Annotated in this window: 16 protein-coding genes; 10 read left to right on the forward strand and 6 right to left on the reverse strand. The window is 72.4% G+C overall.

Annotated elements, in window-relative coordinates:
* Entirely contained in the window at positions 1 to 906 is a 906-nt protein-coding gene (locus K7787_RS06150) for a pseudouridine-5'-phosphate glycosidase (protein ID WP_223000706.1), read from the reverse strand.
* Positions 907 to 1,020: 114 nt separating this feature from the next.
* Here K7787_RS06150 and K7787_RS06155 point away from each other — a divergent pair, with 114 nt between their 5' ends.
* A complete protein-coding gene (locus tag K7787_RS06155; RefSeq protein WP_223000737.1) occupies positions 1,021 to 1,449 on the forward strand; it encodes a VOC family protein in 429 nt (142 codons plus the stop codon).
* A 191-nt stretch (positions 1,450 to 1,640) separates the two neighbouring features.
* On the opposite strand, the gene K7787_RS06160 is transcribed toward K7787_RS06155, so the two are convergent.
* A complete protein-coding gene (locus K7787_RS06160; protein ID WP_223000707.1) occupies positions 1,641 to 2,216 on the reverse strand; it encodes a methylated-DNA--[protein]-cysteine S-methyltransferase in 576 nt (191 codons plus the stop codon).
* Between the two features lie 70 nt (positions 2,217 to 2,286).
* Entirely contained in the window at positions 2,287 to 3,159 is an 873-nt protein-coding gene (locus K7787_RS06165) for a glycerophosphodiester phosphodiesterase (protein WP_019984058.1), read from the reverse strand.
* 319 nt (positions 3,160 to 3,478) lie between these two features.
* On the opposite strand from K7787_RS06165, the gene K7787_RS06170 reads away from it, so the two are divergent.
* The 7 genes from K7787_RS06170 (at position 3,479) to aroQ (ending at position 12,866) form a co-directional block, all read left to right on the forward strand.
* The gene (locus tag K7787_RS06170) at positions 3,479 to 4,474 is read left to right on the forward strand and encodes an MHYT domain-containing protein (protein WP_009188009.1); all 996 of its coding nucleotides are present in this window, start codon (positions 3,479 to 3,481) and stop codon (positions 4,472 to 4,474) included.
* Between the two features lie 40 nt (positions 4,475 to 4,514).
* Positions 4,515 to 6,671 carry an excinuclease ABC subunit UvrB gene (gene uvrB / locus K7787_RS06175; RefSeq protein WP_164391015.1) on the forward strand — a complete coding sequence of 719 codons (2,157 nt, stop codon included), beginning with the start codon at positions 4,515 to 4,517 and terminating at the stop codon, positions 6,669 to 6,671.
* Positions 6,672 to 6,823: 152 nt separating this feature from the next.
* On the forward strand, positions 6,824 to 7,402 hold the full coding sequence (locus tag K7787_RS06180; RefSeq protein ID WP_223000708.1) for a TerD family protein: 579 nt from the start codon (positions 6,824 to 6,826) through the stop codon (positions 7,400 to 7,402).
* A gap of 113 nt (positions 7,403 to 7,515) precedes the next feature.
* Positions 7,516 to 9,699, forward strand: a complete 2,184-nt coding sequence (locus K7787_RS06185) for a TerD family protein (protein ID WP_223000709.1) — start codon at positions 7,516 to 7,518, stop codon at positions 9,697 to 9,699.
* 263 nt (positions 9,700 to 9,962) lie between these two features.
* A complete protein-coding gene (locus K7787_RS06190; RefSeq protein ID WP_223000710.1) occupies positions 9,963 to 10,976 on the forward strand; it encodes a TerC family protein in 1,014 nt (337 codons plus the stop codon).
* A 181-nt stretch (positions 10,977 to 11,157) separates the two neighbouring features.
* Complete coding sequence (locus K7787_RS06195) at positions 11,158 to 12,258, forward strand: calcium:cation antiporter (protein ID WP_223000711.1); 1,101 nt, start codon at positions 11,158 to 11,160, stop codon at positions 12,256 to 12,258.
* 134 nt (positions 12,259 to 12,392) lie between these two features.
* Positions 12,393 to 12,866 (forward strand): type II 3-dehydroquinate dehydratase, encoded by a 474-nt coding sequence (gene aroQ / locus K7787_RS06200; RefSeq protein WP_009188002.1) that lies wholly within the window; start codon positions 12,393 to 12,395, stop codon positions 12,864 to 12,866.
* 297 nt (positions 12,867 to 13,163) lie between these two features.
* On the opposite strand, the gene K7787_RS06205 is transcribed toward aroQ, so the two are convergent.
* A complete protein-coding gene (locus K7787_RS06205) occupies positions 13,164 to 13,820 on the reverse strand; it encodes an MBL fold metallo-hydrolase (protein ID WP_164389067.1) in 657 nt (218 codons plus the stop codon).
* 67 nt (positions 13,821 to 13,887) lie between these two features.
* A complete protein-coding gene (locus K7787_RS06210; RefSeq protein WP_223000712.1) occupies positions 13,888 to 14,577 on the reverse strand; it encodes a maleylpyruvate isomerase family mycothiol-dependent enzyme in 690 nt (229 codons plus the stop codon).
* A gap of 234 nt (positions 14,578 to 14,811) precedes the next feature.
* On the opposite strand from K7787_RS06210, the gene uvrA reads away from it, so the two are divergent.
* Positions 14,812 to 17,823, forward strand: a complete 3,012-nt coding sequence (uvrA, locus tag K7787_RS06215; protein ID WP_223000715.1) for an excinuclease ABC subunit UvrA — start codon at positions 14,812 to 14,814, stop codon at positions 17,821 to 17,823.
* Positions 17,824 to 18,020: 197 nt separating this feature from the next.
* Here the strand turns inward: uvrA and K7787_RS06220 are convergent, their stop codons facing one another.
* On the reverse strand, positions 18,021 to 18,932 hold the full coding sequence (locus K7787_RS06220; RefSeq protein ID WP_223000716.1) for a carbohydrate kinase family protein: 912 nt from the start codon (positions 18,930 to 18,932) through the stop codon (positions 18,021 to 18,023).
* A gap of 245 nt (positions 18,933 to 19,177) precedes the next feature.
* Between K7787_RS06220 and K7787_RS06225 the strand changes: the two genes are divergently transcribed.
* Positions 19,178 to 19,600, forward strand: a complete 423-nt coding sequence (locus K7787_RS06225) for a Rieske (2Fe-2S) protein (RefSeq protein WP_009187997.1) — start codon at positions 19,178 to 19,180, stop codon at positions 19,598 to 19,600.
* Positions 19,601 to 19,604: the final 4 nt, after the last annotated feature.

Consider the following 19,604-nt stretch of genomic DNA (forward strand, 5'->3'; position numbering starts at 1 on the left):
TCACATGCGCGCCCAGGCCGCCGCGACACGCGCCGCCAGACGTACGTTGCCGCGCACGGCGGCCAGGTTGGCGCGCAGGGACGCGCCGTCCGTGTGCCGCACCAGGTGGTCGAGCAGGAACGGGGTGACCGCCTGCCCGGTGACGCCCTCCTCCTCGCACGCGTGCAGCGCGTCGGCGAGCACACGCGCGTGCAGCTCCGGCTCCAGCTGCTCCGCCCGCGGCACCGGATTGGCGACGATCAGCGCCGACTCCGGTCCGCGCAGCGCGTTCTGCGCCCGCATGACCTCGGCGACCTCCTCGGGCGTGCGCAGCGTCCAGTCCACCGGATGGCCGGAGTCGCTGAGATAGAAGCCGGGGAAGCGGTCCGTGCCGTACCCGGCCACCGCGACCCCCAGCGTCTCCAGCCGCTCCAGGGTGGCCGGCACGTCCAGGATCGACTTCACCCCCGCGCACACCACCGTGATCCGGGTGCGCGCCAGCAGCCCCAGGTCGGCGGACTCGTCCTGCGTCTCCGTCCACTGCCGGTGCACCCCGCCGAGCCCGCCCGTCGCGAACACGCGGACGCCCGCCAGCGCGGCCAGCCGGGCCGTCGCCGACACGGTCGTCGCCCCGCTGGCTCCCGTCGCCACGGCGAGCGGCAGGTCGCGGTGGCCCAGCTTGCGGATCCCGTCCTCGTTGGCGACCCGCTCCAGCTGCCGCTTGTCCAGCCCCACCTGCGGCCGCCCGTCCAGCACGGCGATCGTCGCCGGGACGGCGCCCTCCTCGCGTACCGCGTCCTCCAGCTCCAGCGCCACCTGGAGGTTGCGCGGGCGCGGCAGCCCATGGGCGATGATCGTGGACTCCAGGGCCACCACCGGACGGCGCGCGGCGAGCGCCTCCCGCACCTCTTCGGACACCACCAGCACGTGCCTGCCTCCCCTCAGTCGGCTCTCCCTCATCTCTGGCGGGCCGCGCCCCCGGCCAAACCCTTGCGGCCGGGGCGCGACCGGCACCAGCCTGGACACATGACCGAAAGCCGCATGAACGACAACGCGACGCGTCTCGACCACGTCGTCCTGTGGGTGCGCGACCCGGTCGCCGCCGCCCGCTTCTACGAACGGGCGGTCGGCCTGGAACCGGTCGGCGTCGAGGAGTTCGGCGCGGGCAAGGTCTCCTTCCCCTCGGTCCGCGTTAACGAGGAGACGATCCTCGACCTCGCCCCGCTCGACCTGGCCCCGCGCATGAACATGCTCCCCGGCGGGGCCGGCAGCGCCGGGCACCCGGTGAACCACGTGTGCCTGTCCCTGCCCGCCCAGGCCTTCGACGCGCTCCGCACCCGCCTCCAGGAACACGACGTCCCCGTCTCGGACTTCTCCTACGACTCCTCGGGCGCCCGCGGCAACGCCCGCCGCAGCTTCTACTTCCGCGACCCGGACGGCAACGTGTTCGAGGCCCGGCACTACGACTAGGCGCCCACTCACGCTCACGACGACCAGGAGCCCCGTGAACGACGGGCACCCGACGGACGACCTGGCGCCCCACGAGCCGGCCGCCGCCCGAGCGGGCGACCCGTACCCGTGGCCGGCTCCCGCCCCGACGCCGACGCCCCGACGCCGACGCCCCGACGCCGACGCCCCGACGCCGAAGCGGCGTGGCCCGCTCAGAACAGCGGCTCGGGCAGGACCCCCTCCAGCGCCAGCAGCGTGCGCTTGGTCTCCAGCCCGCCGCCGAACCCGCCGATGCCCCCGTCGCTCTCGACCACCCGGTGGCACGGCACCACCAGCGGCAGCGGGTTGGCGCCCATCGCCACGCCCACCGCCTGAGCCGCCTGGGGCTGCCCGACCCGCCGGGCCAGATCGCCGTACCCGACGACCGTGCCGTAGGGCACGCCCGACGCCAGCTCGCGCAGCACCTGCCGGTTGAAGCCCGATATCAAGGACCAGTCCAAGGGCAGCGCGAAGTCCCGCCGCTCGCCCGCGAAGTACGCCTCCAGCTGGCGTATCGCCTCCGCCAGCACCGGGGAGCCGGGCGCCTCGACCGGCTCGGCGCCCAGCCGGGACGCCAGCCGCTCCAGCGCCCGCTCCCGCACCCCGCCGGTGGCGTGGAAGACGACGTTGACCAGGCCGTCGGCCGTCGCCGCCAGCAGCAGGGGACCGATCCCGCTTTCGGCCACGGCCCACACGACCTGCTGCCCGCCGCTCTCGGCCGGCTGCTCGTCCCACTCGTGCTTGTCCATGCGAGCACCGTACGGCCCACCACTGACAATGCGCTGTGACCTGCGGTTCTGCCCGGACCAGGGGGTGAGGTCAGGCGGTCTTCAGCGCCTCCCGCACCACGTCCGGCCGGTCGGTGATCACGCCGTCCACGCCGTAGCCGGCGACGGTCCGGGCGTGGGCAGCGTCGTCCACCGTCCACGCGTACACCTTCAGCCGCCTGCCGTGCGGCCCGGTGACCTTGTGCACGGCGGACACGTAGCCGGAGCCGATCGTGCCGTACGACGGATTGATCATGTCCGTGAAGCCCGCGTACCGGCTCAGGTCGGCCGCGGCCGGGCGGCCGAGGAAGGCGGTCGTGACGGCGGGGGCCAGCCTGTGCACCGTGCGCACACTGTCCGCGCTGAAGCTCTGCACGATCAGCCGGCCCGCCAGGTGCCCGCGGTCCAGCCAGCCGTCCTTGCGCAGCAGCGCCAGGGTCTGCTGCTCGATGCCCGGGTACAGCTCGGGATTCTTGATCTCCAGGAGCAGCTTCTCGTGGTTGTGCTCGATCCGGCGCATGTACTGGTCGAGCGTCGGCACGCGCGTGTTCCGGTAGGCGGGGGAGAACCAGCTGCCCGCGTCCAGGCGGGCGATCTCGGCGGCCGTGAAGTCCTTGACCTTCCACGGCGACCGGTTCGGGAACACCTGCTCGACGTTCGTGGTGCGCCGCAGGCTGTCGTCGTGCAGGACGACGAGCCGGCCGTCCTTGGTGCGCTGCACGTCGTTCTCCATCCAGGAGAAGCCCAGCGCGGCCGCCTTGTCGATGGCCGGCAGGGTGTTCTCCGGGGCGTAGGCGCAGGCGCCCCGGTGGGCGACGACCACGGGCCTTACCGCGGCTCCGGCCGCGTGGGCCCCGGAGACGGGCGACAGCGCCATCGCCCCCAGCAGAGCGGCCGTCGTGGCGGCAACAGCGCGCGCGTGCATAGGTACTCCTCGCCTCAGTGATCACGGACAGCACCAGAGTGGCAGCACATGGTCACGGACGCGGGCCGGGCGGGACGGAACCACCGGAACGGGGGGCAGGTGTGCGGTCCGCTCACCGCTGCCGCACATCTGCGACGGGGTCGTGATTCTTTGCCGGATAATCGTTCGACCATTCCGGTGGCAGTCATACTCTCTGCGTCAACCCAGGCCGCGGAGGCGGTCCCGGGTTGCCCCGACCGCGGGGGCGGTCGGTGGACGGGGGCGACTTCACCAGGTACCGGACGTTCCGGGACCCGACAGGGCGGAAGGGCAGCCGCGCATGCACGACGGCACGGTCGACGGATTCAGCTACGGGCTCGTCACCCCGCTGGTGGCCTACCTCATGGCCTGCCTCGGCGGGGCCCTCGGCCTGCGCTGCACCACCCGCGCGCTGCTCGTCGCCCACTCCTGGCGGCCGGGCTGGCTCGCCCTCGCCTCGGCGGCGATCGGCTCGGGCATCTGGACCATGCACTTCGTGGCCATGACGGGCTTCACGGTCCACGGCGCGCCGATCCACTACGACCGCCCGACCACGTACGCGAGCCTGATCGTCGCCATCGTCATGGTCGGCGTGGGGATCTTCATCGTCGGCTACCGGGGCGCGCGCGGGTCGGCGCTGTTCACCGGAGGCACGATCACCGGTCTGGGCATCGCCTCCATGCACTACCTGGGCATGGCCGGGATGCAGTTCGACGGCACGTTCGAGTACAACGTCTGGACCGTCTCCGCCTCCGTCGTCATAGCCGTCGTCGCCGCGACCGCGGCTCTGTGGGCGGCGGGCCAGGTCAGGGGGCTCCTGTGGAGCGTCGGCGCGAGCTGCGTCATGGGCCTGGCCGTCAGCGGCATGCACTACACCGGCATGGCCGCCCTCAGCGTCCACCTGCACTCCGCCGCCGGCGCCCCGGTCGCCGGCGAGTCCCCGGCCGCCCTGCTCGCCCCCATGCTGATCGGCCCGCTCTCCTTCCTGCTCCTGGCCGGCGTCGTCGTGCTGTTCGACCCGCTGATGGTCATGGGCAAGGGCGACTGGACCCCCGCCGAGCACAAGCCGGGCGTACCCGCGCGCGAACCCGTCACCCACGCCACCCACCTGTCCCGCGCCACCCAGGCCGCCCGCCCCGCGCCGCCCGCGCAACCCCCGCAGCCCGTGCAGTCCGCGCACCTCGCGCACCCGGCGCCCGCCGCGCCCCCCACGCGCCCCGCGGGCCGCTCGGACACCGGCCCGCGCGCCCCGGCCCGGCGCGGCCCGCGTACCGCTCGGACCTCGCGGAACCCCTGATCGGCCCGCGTTGTCAGTGGCGGGTCGTACGGTGGATGACATGCGGCCCGTTTCCCAGATCGAACGCACGGTGGCGCCCTTCGAGGTCGTCAGCCCCTACCAGCCCAGCGGCGACCAGCCGCAGGCCATCGCCGAACTCGCCCGGCGGATCCAGGCAGGCGAGAAGGACGTCGTGCTGCTCGGCGCCACCGGCACCGGCAAGTCCGCCACCACCGCGTGGATGATCGAGAAGCTCCAGCGCCCGACCCTCGTGATGGCGCCGAACAAGACGCTCGCCGCCCAGCTGGCGAACGAGTTCCGCGAGCTGCTGCCCAACAACGCCGTCGAGTACTTCGTCTCGTACTACGACTACTACCAGCCCGAGGCCTACGTCCCGCAGTCGGACACCTACATCGAGAAGGACTCCTCGATCAACGAGGAGGTCGAGCGGCTGCGCCACTCCGCGACCAACTCGCTGCTCACCCGCCGCGACGTCGTCGTGGTCGCCTCCGTCTCGTGCATCTACGGCCTGGGCACGCCGCAGGAGTACGTCGACCGCATGGTCCCCCTCCGCGTCGGCGACGAGGTCGACCGCGACGAGCTGCTGCGCCGCTTCGTCGACATCCAGTACACGCGCAACGACCTCGCCTTCAGCCGGGGCACCTTCCGGGTCCGCGGCGACACCATCGAGATCTTCCCGGTCTACGAGGAGCTGGCCGTCCGGATCGAGATGTTCGGCGACGAGATCGAGGCGCTGTCCACCCTGCACCCGCTCACCGGCGAGATCATCAGCGACGACCAGCAGCTGTACGTCTTCCCCGCCTCCCACTACGTCGCCGGCCCCGAGCGCATGGAGCGCGCGGTCAACGGCATCGAGAAGGAGCTGGGCGAGCGGCTGACCGAGCTGGAGAAGCAGGGCAAGCTGCTGGAGGCGCAGCGGCTGCGCATGCGCACCACCTACGACATCGAGATGCTCCGCCAGATCGGCACCTGCTCCGGCGTGGAGAACTACTCGATGCACTTCGACGACCGCGCCCCCGGCACCCCGCCCAACACCCTGCTCGACTACTTCCCGGACGACTTCCTGCTCGTCATCGACGAGTCGCACGTCACCGTCCCCCAGATCGGCGCGATGTACGAGGGCGACGCCTCCCGCAAGCGCACCCTGGTGGAGCACGGCTTCCGGCTGCCCTCCGCCCTGGACAACCGCCCGCTGAAGTGGGAGGAGTTCCAGGAGCGCATCGGCCAGACGGTGTACCTGTCCGCCACCCCCGGCCAGTACGAGCTGTCCCGCTCCGACGGCCAGGTCGAGCAGATCATCCGCCCCACCGGCCTGGTCGACCCCGAGGTCGTCGTCAAGCCCACCGAGGGCCAGATCGACGACCTGGTGCACGAGATCCGCGCGCGCACCGAGAAGGACGAGCGCGTCCTGGTCACCACGCTCACCAAGAAGATGGCCGAGGACCTCACGGACTACTTCCTGGAGCTGGGCATCCAGGTGCGCTACCTGCACAGCGACGTCGACACCCTGCGCCGCATCGAGCTGCTGCGCGAACTGCGCTCCGGCGAGTACGACGTCCTGGTCGGCATCAACCTGCTGCGCGAGGGCCTCGACCTGCCCGAGGTGTCCCTGGTGGCCATCCTCGACGCCGACAAGGAGGGCTTCCTGCGCTCGGGTACCTCGCTCATCCAGACCATCGGCCGCGCGGCGCGCAACGTCTCCGGCCAGGTCCACATGTACGCCGACAAGATCACCCCGGCGATGGAGAAGGCCATCGACGAGACCAACCGCCGCCGGGAGAAGCAGATCGCCTACAACAAGGCGCACGGAATCGACCCGCAGCCGCTGCGCAAGAAGATCAACGACATCGTCGCGCAGATCGCCCGCGAGGAGGTCGACACCGAGCAGCTGCTCGGCACCGGCTACCGCAAGACCAAGGACGGCAAGGGCGCCAAGGCTCCGGTGCCCGCCCTCGGCGACCAGACGGTCAAGGGCGGCAAGGGCGCCAAGGCCGGGAAGTCCGCCAAGGGCAAGGCGGCGGAGACCGTGCCGACCGACCGTCCCGCGGCCCAGCTCGCCGAGCAGATCGAGCAGATGACCGAGCGGATGCGCGCCGCCGCGGCCGAGCTGCAGTTCGAGGTCGCGGCCCGGCTGCGCGACGAGGTCTCGGAGATGAAGAAGGAACTGCGCCAGATGCGGGAGGCCGGCCTGGCCTGAGCCGGCGGCCCCGGCACGCCCCGGTACGCGCTGTGTTGCAAGACCGACACAAAGTGCGGACCGGCCGCGGCGCGGTGCGGGCCTCTGCGTAGGGTGCTGGTCAGCCGCTCAATTCGCGGCAACCGGGGAGTAGTCCGAGAGGGGAAGCAGCCGTGACCGTCAACTTGACCAAGGGTCAGGCCATCAGTCTGCAGAAGAACGACGGGGGCAGCCTGAGTGCGGTCCGTATGGGTCTCGGCTGGCAGGCGGCCCCGCGCCGGGGCCTGTTCGGCTCGCGTACGCGGGAGATCGACCTCGACGCCTCCGCCGTGCTCTTCGCCGGCAAGGAGCCGGTCGACGTCGTCTTCTTCCGCCACCTGGTGAGCGACGACGGCTCCGTGCGCCACACCGGCGACAACCTGGTCGGCGGTGTCGGCCAGGGCGGCGACGACGAGGCCATCCTCGTCGACCTCCAGCGGGTCCCGGTGCACATCGACCAGGTCGTCTTCACCGTGAACTCCTTCACGGGGCAGACCTTCCAGGAGGTGCAGAACGCCTTCTGCCGTCTGGTGGACGAGACCAACGGCCAGGAGCTGGCTCGCTACACCCTGGCCGGCGGCGGCGACTACACCGCCCAGGTGATGGCCAAGGTGCACCGCGCGGGGGCCGGCTGGTCCATGACGGCGCTCGGCGTCCCGGCCAACGGCCGCACCTTCCAGGACCTGATGCCGGCGATCTGGCCGCACCTGTAGACACGCACCTTCGCAGTAGACACGCACCTTCGCAGGACGCCGCGGCGAGCGGCACGGCACACCACACGGCGCGGCACAGCGCGAGCAGCACAGCACAACAGGGGGAGAAGGCGATGACGGCCGAGCTGGTGCGGGGGCAGAACCACCCGCTCTCCGAGGTCCGCCTCGAAGTCCGGATCTCGGCCGGCACGCCGGTCGTGGCCGCCCTGACGGTCGTCGGGGAGAACGGCAGGGTGAGCGGCGCCGACCGGGTCGCCCATCCCGGCGCCCCCGCCCTGCCCGGACTCGAAGTGTCCCGCCAGGCCGCCGCCGAGCACCGGCTCGCCGTCGACCTGGCCGCGCTGCCCGAGACCGTGCACCGCGTCGACGTGCTGCTCGCCCTGCCCGGCGGCCCGGGCGCCCCGGCCCGGTTCGGGGCGGTCGCCGCGCCCTTCGTCGCGGTCACCGGCCTGTCCGGCGCCGCGCTCGCCGACTACACCATCACCGGTCTGGACGCCGAGTCGGCCGTGATCGCCCTGGAGCTGTACCGCAGGCGGGACGCCTGGAAGGTGCGCGCGGTCGGCCAGGGCTACGCCGGCGGCCTCGCCGAACTCCTGACCGATCAGGGCCTGGCCGAGGCGCACCTGCTGGCGCGCACCATCGAGGAGGCGGTGGCCCGGGGCGTGGCCCGCTCGGTGTCGGCCCCGCCGCCGCAGCCGGCGGACCCCGGCCGGTCGCCCCGGCCCGCCGCCTCCGACCGGACCGCCCCCGCGGCCCCGCAGACGGCCCGCACCGCGCCGACGGCCCCGCAGCCGGCCCGGCCCGAGGGAACCGCCCCGGCGGCCACTCCGACGCAGACCGCACCCCAGGGCGCTCCGGCGATACCGGCCCGACCCGGGTCGCCGTACGACGGCCAGGGCGCCGACGGCGCGGCCCACCCGACAGTGCCCCAGCAGCCGCTCCACCCGGACGGCACCGCCCCGCACCCTTCCCGCCCCGCGGACGGATCCACGCAGCCCGCCGTCCCGGGCGGCCCGGCCGCGCCGGACACGGGCGGCGCGGCCGGTGACGAGACCCGCCCGGCGGGCACCACGGGCGGGATCGACTACAACCACCCGCGGCGGCGGACGACCGCCCCGCCTCCGCCCCCGCAGGCCGCGCCGCCGGCCGCGCCCGGCGGGCCCGCGCATCCGGTCGCCGGTGACGCGGCGGGCTGGTCCATGGACGAACGGCTCTACAACCAGGTCTGGGGCATGTTCGAGGACCTGGCGCGGACCGTGGCCGCGTACCGCAGCGCCGTCGACTTCGCCGACTCGCGCAGGGAGAAGGAGCTGGACGAGGCCCTGTCCGACCCGCGCAGCCGGATCGGGGGACAGGGCGACGCCGCACGGGAGGCGGCCCGCGCCCGCCACTCGGAGCTGGTCGAGAGGGCCAGGGAGGTCCTCGACCGCGACCTGGCCCAGCTGACCGCCGAGTCGGAGGTGGTGGAGCCCGCCCTGCCGCCGGCCTACGCCGGCTGGGACAACCCGGTCTGGCACGGCTATCGGGTGCCGATGGAGATCCCGATGGCCGCCCGCCTCGGCGATCTGCACCTGCCGGAAGCCCCCGACCTGCGCATCCCCATGCTGCTCCGGCTGCCGCTGGAGCGCGGCCTGTGGATCGACAGCGGCGGCTCCGGAGGCTTCGACGACGCCTCCGCCGACGGGGCCGACCCGCGCCACCTGGCGATGGAGACGGCCGTGTCGCTGGCCGCCCGGCTGCTCGCCGTGTACCCGGCGGGCGAGTTCGGCGTGCACGTCATCGATCCGGCCGGCTCCGCGGCGCGGGCGCTCGCGCCGCTGGTGGACACCGGTGTGCTCGCGGGGCCGCCCGCGCGCGGCGCGGCGGGCGTCGAGGACGTCCTGAGCCGGCTGACCTCGCGGGTGGACCTGGTGCAGATGGCGCTGCGCGGCGGCGCGTCCGACGCGCTGCCGCCGGGCTACGACACCTCCGAGCAGTTGCTGATCGTCAACGACTTCCCGCACGGCTTCGACGACCGCGCGGTGACCCGGCTGCGCTATCTGGCGGACGAGGGCCCGTCCGTCGGCGTCCATCTGATGATGGTCGCCGCCCGGGAGGACGCCAGCGGCTACGGCCCGCTGCTGGACCCGCTGTGGCGCTCGCTGCTGCGGCTGACGCCGGTCCCCGACGACCACCTCGCCGACCCCTGGGTCGGACACGCGTGGACGTACCTGCCGCCCCGGGTCCCGCAGGGCAGCCAGGTGCTGCGGCAGGTGCTCGCCCAGGTCGCCGACGGCCGCCGCGACCTGGGTCGCTGACCGCGGGCAGTCGTACACCAAGGGTAAGTAAAACGCCTCTGAACTGCGTCTTTGATCTTTTCTTTGCCTTCCTCTTTACCATTCCTTGGTGATTGGGGTACTGTTTTCCGTACGGAGGGGAGTACTCCCATCTGCTGCGGCGCACCCGTCAATACGGATCCCACCGGATCCCGGGGCGCCGGCCCGTACTCCGGGTGGAAGAGACCTCCGGCAGCGACGCCGCTGACACATCTGCCATGACGTACGCACCTGCCGGAGGCGCAATGGATGTCTCGACGACCCTGTGGGTCCTGACCATCGTCGGCCTGGCCGCCCTGATCGCGGTCGACTTCTTCATCGGCCGCAAGCCCCACGACGTGTCCCTCAAGGAAGCCGGGATCTGGACCGTCGTCTGGATCACCCTGGCCGGACTCTTCGGGCTCGGCCTGCTCGTCTTCGCCGGCGGCCGGCCGGCCGGCGAGTTCTTCGCCGGCTTCATCACCGAGAAGTCGCTCAGCGTCGACAACCTCTTCGTCTTCGTCCTGATCATGGCGAAGTTCGCGGTGCCGTCGCACTACCAGCAGCGTGTGCTGCTGGTGGGCGTCCTCATAGCCCTGGTCCTGCGGGCCGCGTTCATCGCCGCCGGAGCCGCCGTCCTCGCGAACTTCTCGTGGGTGTTCTACCTCTTCGGCGCCTTCCTGATATGGACCGCCTGGAAGCTGATCCAGGAGGCCCGGACCGGTGGGTCGGACCCGGAGAGCGAGGAGTTCGAGGAGAACAAGCTGCTCAAGGCCGCCGAGCGCCGCTTCGGCGTCGCCGACCGGTACCACGGCACCAAGCTGTGGATCCGGGAGAACGGCAAGCGCGTGATGACCCCGATGCTGGTGGTCATGCTCGCGATCGGCACCACCGACGTGCTGTTCGCCCTCGACTCCATCCCCGCCATCTTCGGCCTGACCCAGGACCCGTACATCGTCTTCACCGCCAACGCCTTCGCCCTGATGGGGCTCAGGCAGCTGTACTTCCTGATCGGCGGCCTGCTGAAGAAGCTGGTCCACCTGTCGTACGGCCTGTCGGTGATCCTCGGCTTCATCGGCGTCAAGCTGGTGCTGCACGCGCTGCACGAGTCCGGCGTCCATGTCCCGGAGATCAGCACCGCCGTCTCCCTCGGCGTGATCTGCGTGGTCCTGGCCGTCACCACGGTCACCAGCCTGCTGGCCACCAGGAAGCAGTCCGCGACGGAGGAGGTGGCGGAGGACCGGGGCGACAGCGCGACGAAGGAGAGCGTCGATGCCTGACCGCCGGAAGAAGCTCTCGCTTCCTCCCCGGGCCGGCCACGGGCCTCAGCCCCGCACCGGCCACGGGCCGTCCCGCACCGCGGCCGGCGGCCACCGGTCCCCGCGCCCCGACGGCGCGGGGGCTCCGCCCCCGGGCGGCGGCCGGAATGCGAACCCGCCGGCCCTCTGCGACGATCGCAACATGATCACGCGGCTCAGGGCGCTCATGAGGGCGTGGACGACCGCCGTGCCGGTACTCGCGGTCGTCCTGCTGGCACTCACCTGGGGACGCAGCCTGCCCGTCGCGGTCGTCGTCCTGGTCACCGCGGTACTGGCCGGCTCGGTGCTGGCGGCCGTGCACCATGCCGAAGTGGTGGCCCACCGGGTCGGCGAACCCTTCGGCTCCCTGGTCCTCGCCGTCGCCGTCACCGTCATCGAGGTCGCCCTGATCGTGACCCTGATGGCCGACGGCGGCGACAAGAGCGCCACCCTGGCCAGGGACACGGTCTTCGCGGCGGTGATGATCACCTGCAACGGCGTGATCGGGCTGTGCCTCCTGGTCGCCTCGATGCGGCACGGCACGGCCGTCTTCAACGCCGAGGGGACCATCGCCGCACTCGGCACCGTGGCGACCCTGGCCACCCTCAGCCTGGTCCTGCCGACCTTCACGACCAGCAAGCCGGGCCCCGAGTTCTCCGGCGTCCAGCTCACCTTCGCGGCCCTGTCCTCACTGATCCTCTACGGCCTGTTCGTGGCCACCCTGACCGTGCGGCACCGCGACTACTTCCTGCCGATCACCCGGCAGGGAGACGTGATCACCTCCGACCACCACGCGGCGAGTCCCTCGGCGCGCACGGCCTGGACCAGTCTGGGACTGCTCGGCATCGCCCTGGTCGGCGTCGTCGGGCTCGCCAAGACCGTCTCGCCGACGATCGAGTCCGGGGTGGCCGCGGCCGGACTGCACCACGCCGTGGTCGGTGTGATCATCGCGCTGCTGGTGCTGCTGCCCGAGACCATCGCCGCGCTGCGCTCCGCCCGGCGCGACCGGATGCAGACCAGCCTCAACCTCGCCCTGGGCTCCGCCATGGCCAGCATCGGCCTGACCATCCCGGCCGTCGCCCTGGCCTCGGTATGGCTCCCCGGACCGCTGGTGCTCGGCCTCGGCTCCACCCATATGCTGCTGCTCCTGCTCACGGTGGTGGTCGGCTCCCTGACCGTGGTGCCGGGCCGCGCCACCCCCCTCCAGGGCGGCGTCCATCTGGTGATCTTCGCGGCCTATCTGGAACTGGCCATCAATCCGTAAGCGTCCCGCGCCCGCCGGCCCTCCCGCGCCCGCAGCCGTTCCCGCGCCCGCGGGGCCGCCCGTGCGCCGTGATAGACCGGGTGCGAGCAGCGGTCCCGGCGGCCGCCGTACGCCCGAACGGACATGGAGGAACCGTGCCCCGCACCCTGGCCAGCGCCCCGATCATGATTCTCAACGGCCCCAACCTGAACCTGCTCGGCCAGCGGCAGCCGGAGATCTACGGTTCCGACACGCTCGCGGACATCGAGGCCCTGTGCGCCGAGGCGGCGGCCGCGCACGGCGGCACGGTGGACTTCCGGCAGTCCAACCACGAGGGCGAGCTGATCGACTGGATCCACGAGGCGCGGCTGAACCACTGCGGCATCGTGATCAACCCGGCCGCCTACTCGCACACCTCCGTGGCGATCCTGGACGCCCTCAACACCTGCGACGGCCTGCCCGTCGTGGAGGTCCACATCTCCAACGTCCACCGGCGCGAGACCTTCCGCCACCATTCCTACGTCTCGCTGCGCGCCGACGGCGTCATCGCGGGCTGCGGGGTGCAGGGGTACGCGTTCGCGGTGGAGCGGGTGGCGGCACTGGCCGGAGCGGCGCGGGCGGACGCGTAGGAACGAGCCGGGCCGGGACCGCCGGCCGAGGGCGGGGAATGAGACCGGCGGCCCGGGACTCGTACCGCGCGGAGCCGTCGACCCGCGCGGACCGACCTCAGTTCACCGCGCCGACGGGGCAGCGGGGAGCGCACGCGTACGACCGGCGCGTGCGGGATCCTCACACGGGGTGTGCGAACGCCCCCGGACCGCGCGCCCCCCGAACCGCGCGCCTCCAGACCGCGCCCCCGCACCTCGCGCACCCGCCCGCACGGGCCTAACCCTCGGGCCTAACCCTCGGGCCTCACCCTCCGCGTCTCACCACCCGCGCGCGTGCCACTCCGGCAGGTGCGGGCGCTCCGCGCCCAGCGTGGTGTCGTTGCCGTGGCCGGGATAGACCCACGTCTCGTCCGGCAGGGCGTCGAAGATCTTCGTCTCGACGTCGTGGATCAGGCTCGCGAACGCCTTCGGGTCCCTGTGCGTGTTGCCGACGCCGCCGGGGAAGAGGCAGTCGCCGGTGAACACGTGCGGGTGGCCGTGCGGGTCGTCGTAGACGAGCGCGATCGAGCCGGGGGTGTGGCCGACCAGATGGCGGGCGGTGAGTTCCACCTGTCCGACCCGGATCGTGTCCCCGTCGTCCACCAGGACGTCGGTCGGCACCGGGATGCCCTCGGCGTCGGCGCGGCCCGCGTAGGTGCGCGCCCCGGTGGCCGCCACCACCTCGGCCAGCGCCTGCCAGTGGTCGCCGTGCCGGTGGGTGGTGACGACCGAGGCGATGCCGTCGTCGCCGATCGTGCCGAGCAGCGTGTGCGCCTCGTCGGCCGCGTCGATCAGCAGCTGCTCGTCCGTGGCCCGGCAGCGCAGCAGATAGGCGTTGTTGTCCATCGGACCGACCGCGATCTTGGTGATCATCAGGTCCTTCAGCTCGTGCACGTCCGCAGGGCCGCCGACCCGCACCTCTCCGCTGTACGTCATGGTCGTCAGCCTATCGCCGCAGGCCCCTCCAGGGGCCGCCCCACGGGCTCCACGGGCCGTTCGCGGGCTACAGCGGCGGCAGGGACGGCAGCGGGCCGCCCTTCACGACGAGTCCGGACCCGTCGCGCCGGCCCGCGAGCCAGCCCAGCAGATCGGCGGCCGTCCCCTCCACCGCGACCGGGCCGCCCTCGGCGCCGCCGCCGGTGGTCCGGATCCGGCCGTCCTCGGTCCGCAGCTCCGTCGACGGCACGTCCTTGTGCCCGCCGAACCGCTCGGCCAGGAAGTCGATCTCCCGTTCCTTGAACTCCCCCGGAAGGTCCTCCAGCTCGTAGCCGATCCCGAGGTCCACATGGTGCAGCTCCACCTCCACCCAGCGCCGGAACGGCACCCGGGACGCGGAGTCGGTGACGCCGTTGCGCAGCTCGACGGTGCGCGACCAGTCGGCCGGCGCGGCGCCCGCCGCCCGGAACCGGTCCGCGCTCGCCCGCAGGTCGGCGAGCTGGACGTCCAGGGGCCGCGGGGCGCCACGCGCGATGTCCGCGTCCCGGTCCCCGGCGGAGGCGTACATGGGGCGGCCCTCCAGGACGTTCACGAGCGCGTCCGCGTTGCGGGCGAGGTGGGCGAGGACATGGCCGCGGGTCCAGCCGGGCAGACGTGACTGGTCGGTCACAGCCGCGTTGTCCAGTTCGCCGACTGCGGTCAGCAGTCGCTCGGTGGCGAGTTGTACAGACTCCAGGTCGCGCGCGTGATCAATCATGGCGCCGACCCTAGCCGCGCCACTCCTTCGGGTGAAGGAGGCTGTCCACGGCCGTAAATCGAATGCACGTGCTATATGGTCGAGTGCGGCGTCGGGCATGCTGGAGAGCCGGGGATTGTTGAGTACTCGGGCGCATCCGGGAAATCCTCCCGGCGTTGTCAGTGGCTCCCCCTAGTCTGAAGAAGCACGGGGGCCCCGCCCCTGTCACTTCTCTCAAGAAAGGTGCGGACCGGCGTGGCCGACCGTCTCATCGTCCGTGGCGCGCGCGAGCACAACCTGAAGAACGTCTCGCTCGACCTGCCTCGTGACTCGCTCATCGTCTTCACGGGCCTGTCCGGGTCGGGCAAGTCCTCCCTGGCCTTCGACACGATCTTCGCCGAGGGCCAGCGGCGCTACGTGGAGTCGCTCTCCTCCTACGCCCGGCAGTTCCTCGGCCAGATGGACAAGCCGGACGTCGACTTCATCGAGGGTCTCTCCCCGGCGGTCTCCATCGACCAGAAGTCGACCTCGCGCAACCCGCGCTCGACGGTCGGCACCATCACCGAGGTCTACGACTACCTGCGGCTGCTGTTCGCCCGCATCGGCAAGCCGCACTGCCCCGAGTGCGGCCGGCCGATCTCCCGCCAGTCGCCGCAGGCCATCGTCGACCGGGTCCTGGAGCTGCCCGAGGGCAGCCGCTTCCAGGTGCTCTCGCCGCTGGTGCGCGAGCGCAAGGGCGAGTTCGTGGACCTGTTCGCCGACCTCCAGACCAAGGGCTACTCCCGCGCGCGCGTGGACGGCGAGACCGTCCAGCTGTCCAGCCCGCCCACGCTGAAGAAGCAGGAGAAGCACACCATCGAGGTGGTCGTCGACCGCCTCACCGTCAAGGACTCGGCCAAGCGCCGCCTCACCGACTCCGTCGAGACCGCCCTCGGCCTGTCCGGCGGCATGGTCGTGCTCGACTTCGTCGACCTCCCCGAGGACGATCCCGAGCGCGAGCGCATGTTCTCCGAGCACCTGTACTGCCCGTACGACGACCTGTCCTTCGAGGAGCTGGAGCCCCGCTCCTTCTCCTTCAACTCGCCCTTCGGCGCCTGCCCCGAGTGCACCGGCATCGGCACGCGCATGGAGGTCGACCCGGAGCTGATCGTCCCCGACGAGGACAAGTCCCTCGACGAGGGCGCGATCCACCCCTGGTCGCACGGGCACACCAAGGACTACTTCAGCCGGCTGATCGGCGCCCTCGCCGACGCGCTCGGCTTCCGCACCGACATCCCCTTCGCGGGCCTGCCCCAGCGCGCCAAGAAGGCCCTGCTGTACGGCCACAAGACCCAGATCGAGGTCCGCTACCGCAACCGGTACGGGCGCGAGCGGGTGTACACCACGCCGTTCGAGGGCGCGGTCCCCTTCGTCAAGCGCCGGCACAGCGAGGCCGAGAGCGACGCCAGCCGCGAGCGCTTCGAGGGCTATATGCGCGAGGTGCCCTGCCCCACCTGTGAGGGCACCCGCCTCAAGCCCGTCGTCCTCGCGGTCACGCTGATGGGCAAGTCCATCGCCGAGATCTCCGCCATGTCGATCAGCGACTGCGCCGACTTCCTCGGCGAGCTGAAGCTGACCGCCCGCGACAAGAAGATCGCCGAGCGCGTGCTCAAGGAGGTCAACGAGCGGCTGCGCTTCCTGGTCGACGTGGGCCTCGACTATCTGTCGCTGAACCGCGCGGCCGGCACCCTCTCCGGCGGCGAGGCCCAGCGCATCCGCCTGGCCACCCAGATCGGCTCCGGCCTCGTCGGCGTCCTGTACGTGCTGGACGAGCCGTCCATCGGCCTGCACCAGCGCGACAACCACCGGCTGATCGAGACCCTGGTACGGCTGCGCGACATGGGCAACACGCTCATCGTCGTGGAGCACGACGAGGACACCATCAAGGTCGCCGACTGGGTCGTCGACATCGGCCCCGGCGCCGGCGAGCACGGTGGCAAGGTCGTGCACAGCGGCTCCCTCAAGGAACTGCTGGCCAACGCCGAGTCGCAGACCGGCCAGTACCTCTCGGGCAAGAAGTCGATCCCGCTGCCCGACGTCCGGCGCCCGCTCGACCCGTCCCGGCAGCTCACGGTGCGCGGCGCCCGGGAGAACAACCTCCAGGACATCGACGTCTCCTTCCCGCTCGGCGTCTTCACGGCCGTCACCGGCGTGTCCGGTTCTGGGAAGTCGACCCTGGTCAACGACATCCTGTACACGCACCTGGCCCGCGAGCTGAACGGCGCGCGCAACGTGCCGGGGCGGCACACGCGCGTGGACGGCGACGACCTCGTGGACAAGGTCGTGCACGTCGACCAGTCGCCCATCGGCCGCACCCCGCGGTCCAACCCGGCGACGTACACCGGCGTCTTCGACCACATCCGCAAGCTGTTCGCCGAGACCACCGAGGCGAAGGTCCGCGGCTACCAGCCCGGCCGCTTCTCCTTCAACGTCAAGGGCGGCCGCTGCGAGAACTGCGCGGGCGACGGCACCATCAAGATCGAGATGAACTTCCTCCCGGACGTCTACGTCCCGTGCGAGGTCTGCCACGGCGCCCGGTACAACCGGGAGACCCTGGAGGTCCACTACAAGGGCAAGTCCATCGCCGACGTGCTGAACATGCCCATCGAGGAGGCCACCGACTTCTTCGAGGCGGTCCCGGCGATCGCCCGGCACCTGAAGACCCTCAAGGACGTCGGCCTGGGCTACGTCCGCCTCGGTCAGTCCGCGACCACCCTGTCCGGCGGTGAGGCGCAGCGCGTGAAGCTCGCCAGCGAGCTGCAGCGCCGCTCCACCGGGCGCACGGTCTACGTGCTGGACGAGCCGACCACCGGTCTGCACTTCGAGGACATCAGCAAGCTGCTGAAGGTCTTGTCCGGCCTGGTCGACAAGGGCAACACGGTCATCGTCATCGAGCACAACCTCGATGTGATCAAGACCGCCGACTGGATCGTCGACATGGGTCCGGAGGGCGGCGCGGGCGGCGGTCTGGTCGTCGCCGAGGGCACGCCCGAGCAGGTCGCCGCGGTGCCGGCCAGCCACACCGGCAAGTTCCTGCGCGACATCCTCGGCGACCGGATCAGCGACGCCGAGCCGGTGAAGACGGTGAAGGCCCCGCGCAAGGCCGCCGCGAAGAAGGCGGTGGCGGCGGCAGCGACCACCCGCAAGACCGCCACGGCCCGCACGGCCGACGGCACGGCGGCCAAGAAGGCGCCCGCGAAGAAGACGACGCGGGCCCGCAAGGCCTGACCCCGCGAGGCGTACGACCCAGGCGTACGCCCTCGCCACGCGTGACCGGCGCCCCGTGGGACTCCCGCGGGGCGCCGCTTCGCGCGACGGACGGCGCGCGAAGCCACGGCTCACCGGTCTTCCGGGCCCCGGGGAAGCCACGGCTCACCCGTCTCGGGACCCCGTGGAAGCCACGGCCCGCCCGTCCCCGGGACGGACTACAGCTCGCCCACCTCCGAGGCGTACGGCGGTTCCGCGCCGGCCCGCGCACAGGTGACCGCCGCCGCGCGGGCCGCGAACCGCAGCAGCCGGGTCCAGCCGGCGCTCCCCAGCCCGGTGAGGGCCGCCGCGTCCAGCGCGCCGAGGGCGGCCAGTCCGTGCAGCAGGGCCGCGTTCACCGTGTCGCCCGCGCCGATCGTGTCCACGACCTCGGTCGTCTCACCCGGCACGGGGTACTCCGCGCCGTCCGCCGTGTACGCGGTCAGTCCGTCGCCGCCGTGCGTGATCACGACGGCCGAGGGCCCGGCCGCCAGCCACTCGCGCGGCGTGCCGCCCAGCCACCGCGCGTCCTCCGCGGAGAGCTTGAGCAGCGACACCGAGGGCAGCCAGCCGAGGAAGCGTTCCCGGTAGGCGTCCGGGTCCGGGATCAGTCCGGCCCGGATGTTCGGGTCCAGCGCGGTGAACACGCCCTCGGCGGCGGCGGTCCGCAGCAGCTTCTCGTACGCGCTCGCACCCGGCTCCAGCACCAGCGAGCAGGTGCCGAAGGACATCGCACGAACGCCCGCAGGCAGTTCCGCGGGCGCCTCGAACAGCCGGTCGGCAGTGCCCTCGACGTAGAACGAGTAGGCGGCGGAGCCGTCGGCCCCGACCGTCGCGACGGCCAGCGTGGTCGGCTCGCCGCCGCGCTGCACCCCGGACACGTCCACCCCGGCGCGCCGCAGCCCGTCCAGCAGGGCCTCGCCGAAGGCGTCGCCGGAGACGCGGGAGCAGAAGGCCGTGGGGGAGCCGAGCCGGCCGAGCGCGACGGCCGTGTTGTAGGGGCCGCCGCCGAGCGCCGGCTTGAGGTCCGCGAGCGCGCCCGCGCCCTGTGGAACCAGGTCGATCAGGGCCTCACCGGCGACGACGATCACGAGCGGGACGTCCTTCCTCGGGCTGTGCGGGCGACGCGCGACGCGCGCCGGACGGAGCGGCGGCCGTGCGCGGGGGCACTCGCACGGTACGGCGACCCGGCCCGGCGGGGCGAGGGGGGCCGCCCCCAGGCAGCGGAGACAGGGACCATCGGCCCCTCTCTCACCGGCCCCCCGGCCCCCGTGCGCGTCCTGAGCGGTGGGTATCGTCGGCGTGCCCGAACCCCGCCCGACCAGTGGAGCGCCACATGACCGGCCGTCCCTCCGCGAGCCGCCGTACGATCATCCGAGGAGCGGCCCTGACGCCCGTCGCCGGGCTCGGACTCGCCGCCTGCGGCCCGGGCGGCGGTTCCGGCCCCTCGGCCCCGACGGCCCCGGTCGACCTCGGTGCCGAGAGCGACATCCCCAAGGGCGGCGCCAAGCTGTACCGGGACCACAACGTGGTCGTCAGCAGGGACGCGAACGGCGCCCTGAAGGCGTTCAGCTCGATCTGCACGCACGCGGGGTGCGCGATCAACAAGCTGCAGGACACCACCCTGGTCTGTCCCTGTCACGGCAGCGAGTTCGACGCCACCACCGGCGAAGTGGTGCGGTCCCCGGCCACCCAGCCGCTGGAGGAGCTGCCGGTGCACGCCAAGGGCGGCAAGGTCGTCGCGGGCCCGGGCGCCTGATCCG

Source organism: Streptomyces sennicomposti, assembly GCF_019890635.1.
Taxonomy (GTDB): domain Bacteria; phylum Actinomycetota; class Actinomycetes; order Streptomycetales; family Streptomycetaceae; genus Streptomyces; species Streptomyces sennicomposti.

What these genes read in the sequence shown, in the direction of transcription:
- K7787_RS06165 (WP_019984058.1), bottom strand. Translation starts at nt 3,159, where the DNA reads ATGCACGCGCGCGCTGTTGCCGCCACGACGGCCGCTCTGCTGGGGGCG.
- K7787_RS06205 (WP_164389067.1), bottom strand. Translation starts at nt 13,820, where the DNA reads ATGACGTACAGCGGAGAGGTGCGGGTCGGCGGCCCTGCGGACGTGCAC.
- K7787_RS06225 (WP_009187997.1), top strand. Translation starts at nt 19,178, where the DNA reads ATGACCGGCCGTCCCTCCGCGAGCCGCCGTACGATCATCCGAGGAGCG.
- uvrB (WP_164391015.1), top strand. Translation starts at nt 4,515, where the DNA reads ATGCGGCCCGTTTCCCAGATCGAACGCACGGTGGCGCCCTTCGAGGTC.
- K7787_RS06170 (WP_009188009.1), top strand. Translation starts at nt 3,479, where the DNA reads ATGCACGACGGCACGGTCGACGGATTCAGCTACGGGCTCGTCACCCCG.
- K7787_RS06195 (WP_223000711.1), top strand. Translation starts at nt 11,158, where the DNA reads ATGATCACGCGGCTCAGGGCGCTCATGAGGGCGTGGACGACCGCCGTG.
- K7787_RS06160 (WP_223000707.1), bottom strand. Translation starts at nt 2,216, where the DNA reads ATGGACAAGCACGAGTGGGACGAGCAGCCGGCCGAGAGCGGCGGGCAG.
- K7787_RS06155 (WP_223000737.1), top strand. Translation starts at nt 1,021, where the DNA reads ATGAACGACAACGCGACGCGTCTCGACCACGTCGTCCTGTGGGTGCGC.
- K7787_RS06190 (WP_223000710.1), top strand. Translation starts at nt 9,963, where the DNA reads ATGGATGTCTCGACGACCCTGTGGGTCCTGACCATCGTCGGCCTGGCC.
- K7787_RS06210 (WP_223000712.1), bottom strand. Translation starts at nt 14,577, where the DNA reads ATGATTGATCACGCGCGCGACCTGGAGTCTGTACAACTCGCCACCGAG.
- K7787_RS06185 (WP_223000709.1), top strand. Translation starts at nt 7,516, where the DNA reads ATGACGGCCGAGCTGGTGCGGGGGCAGAACCACCCGCTCTCCGAGGTC.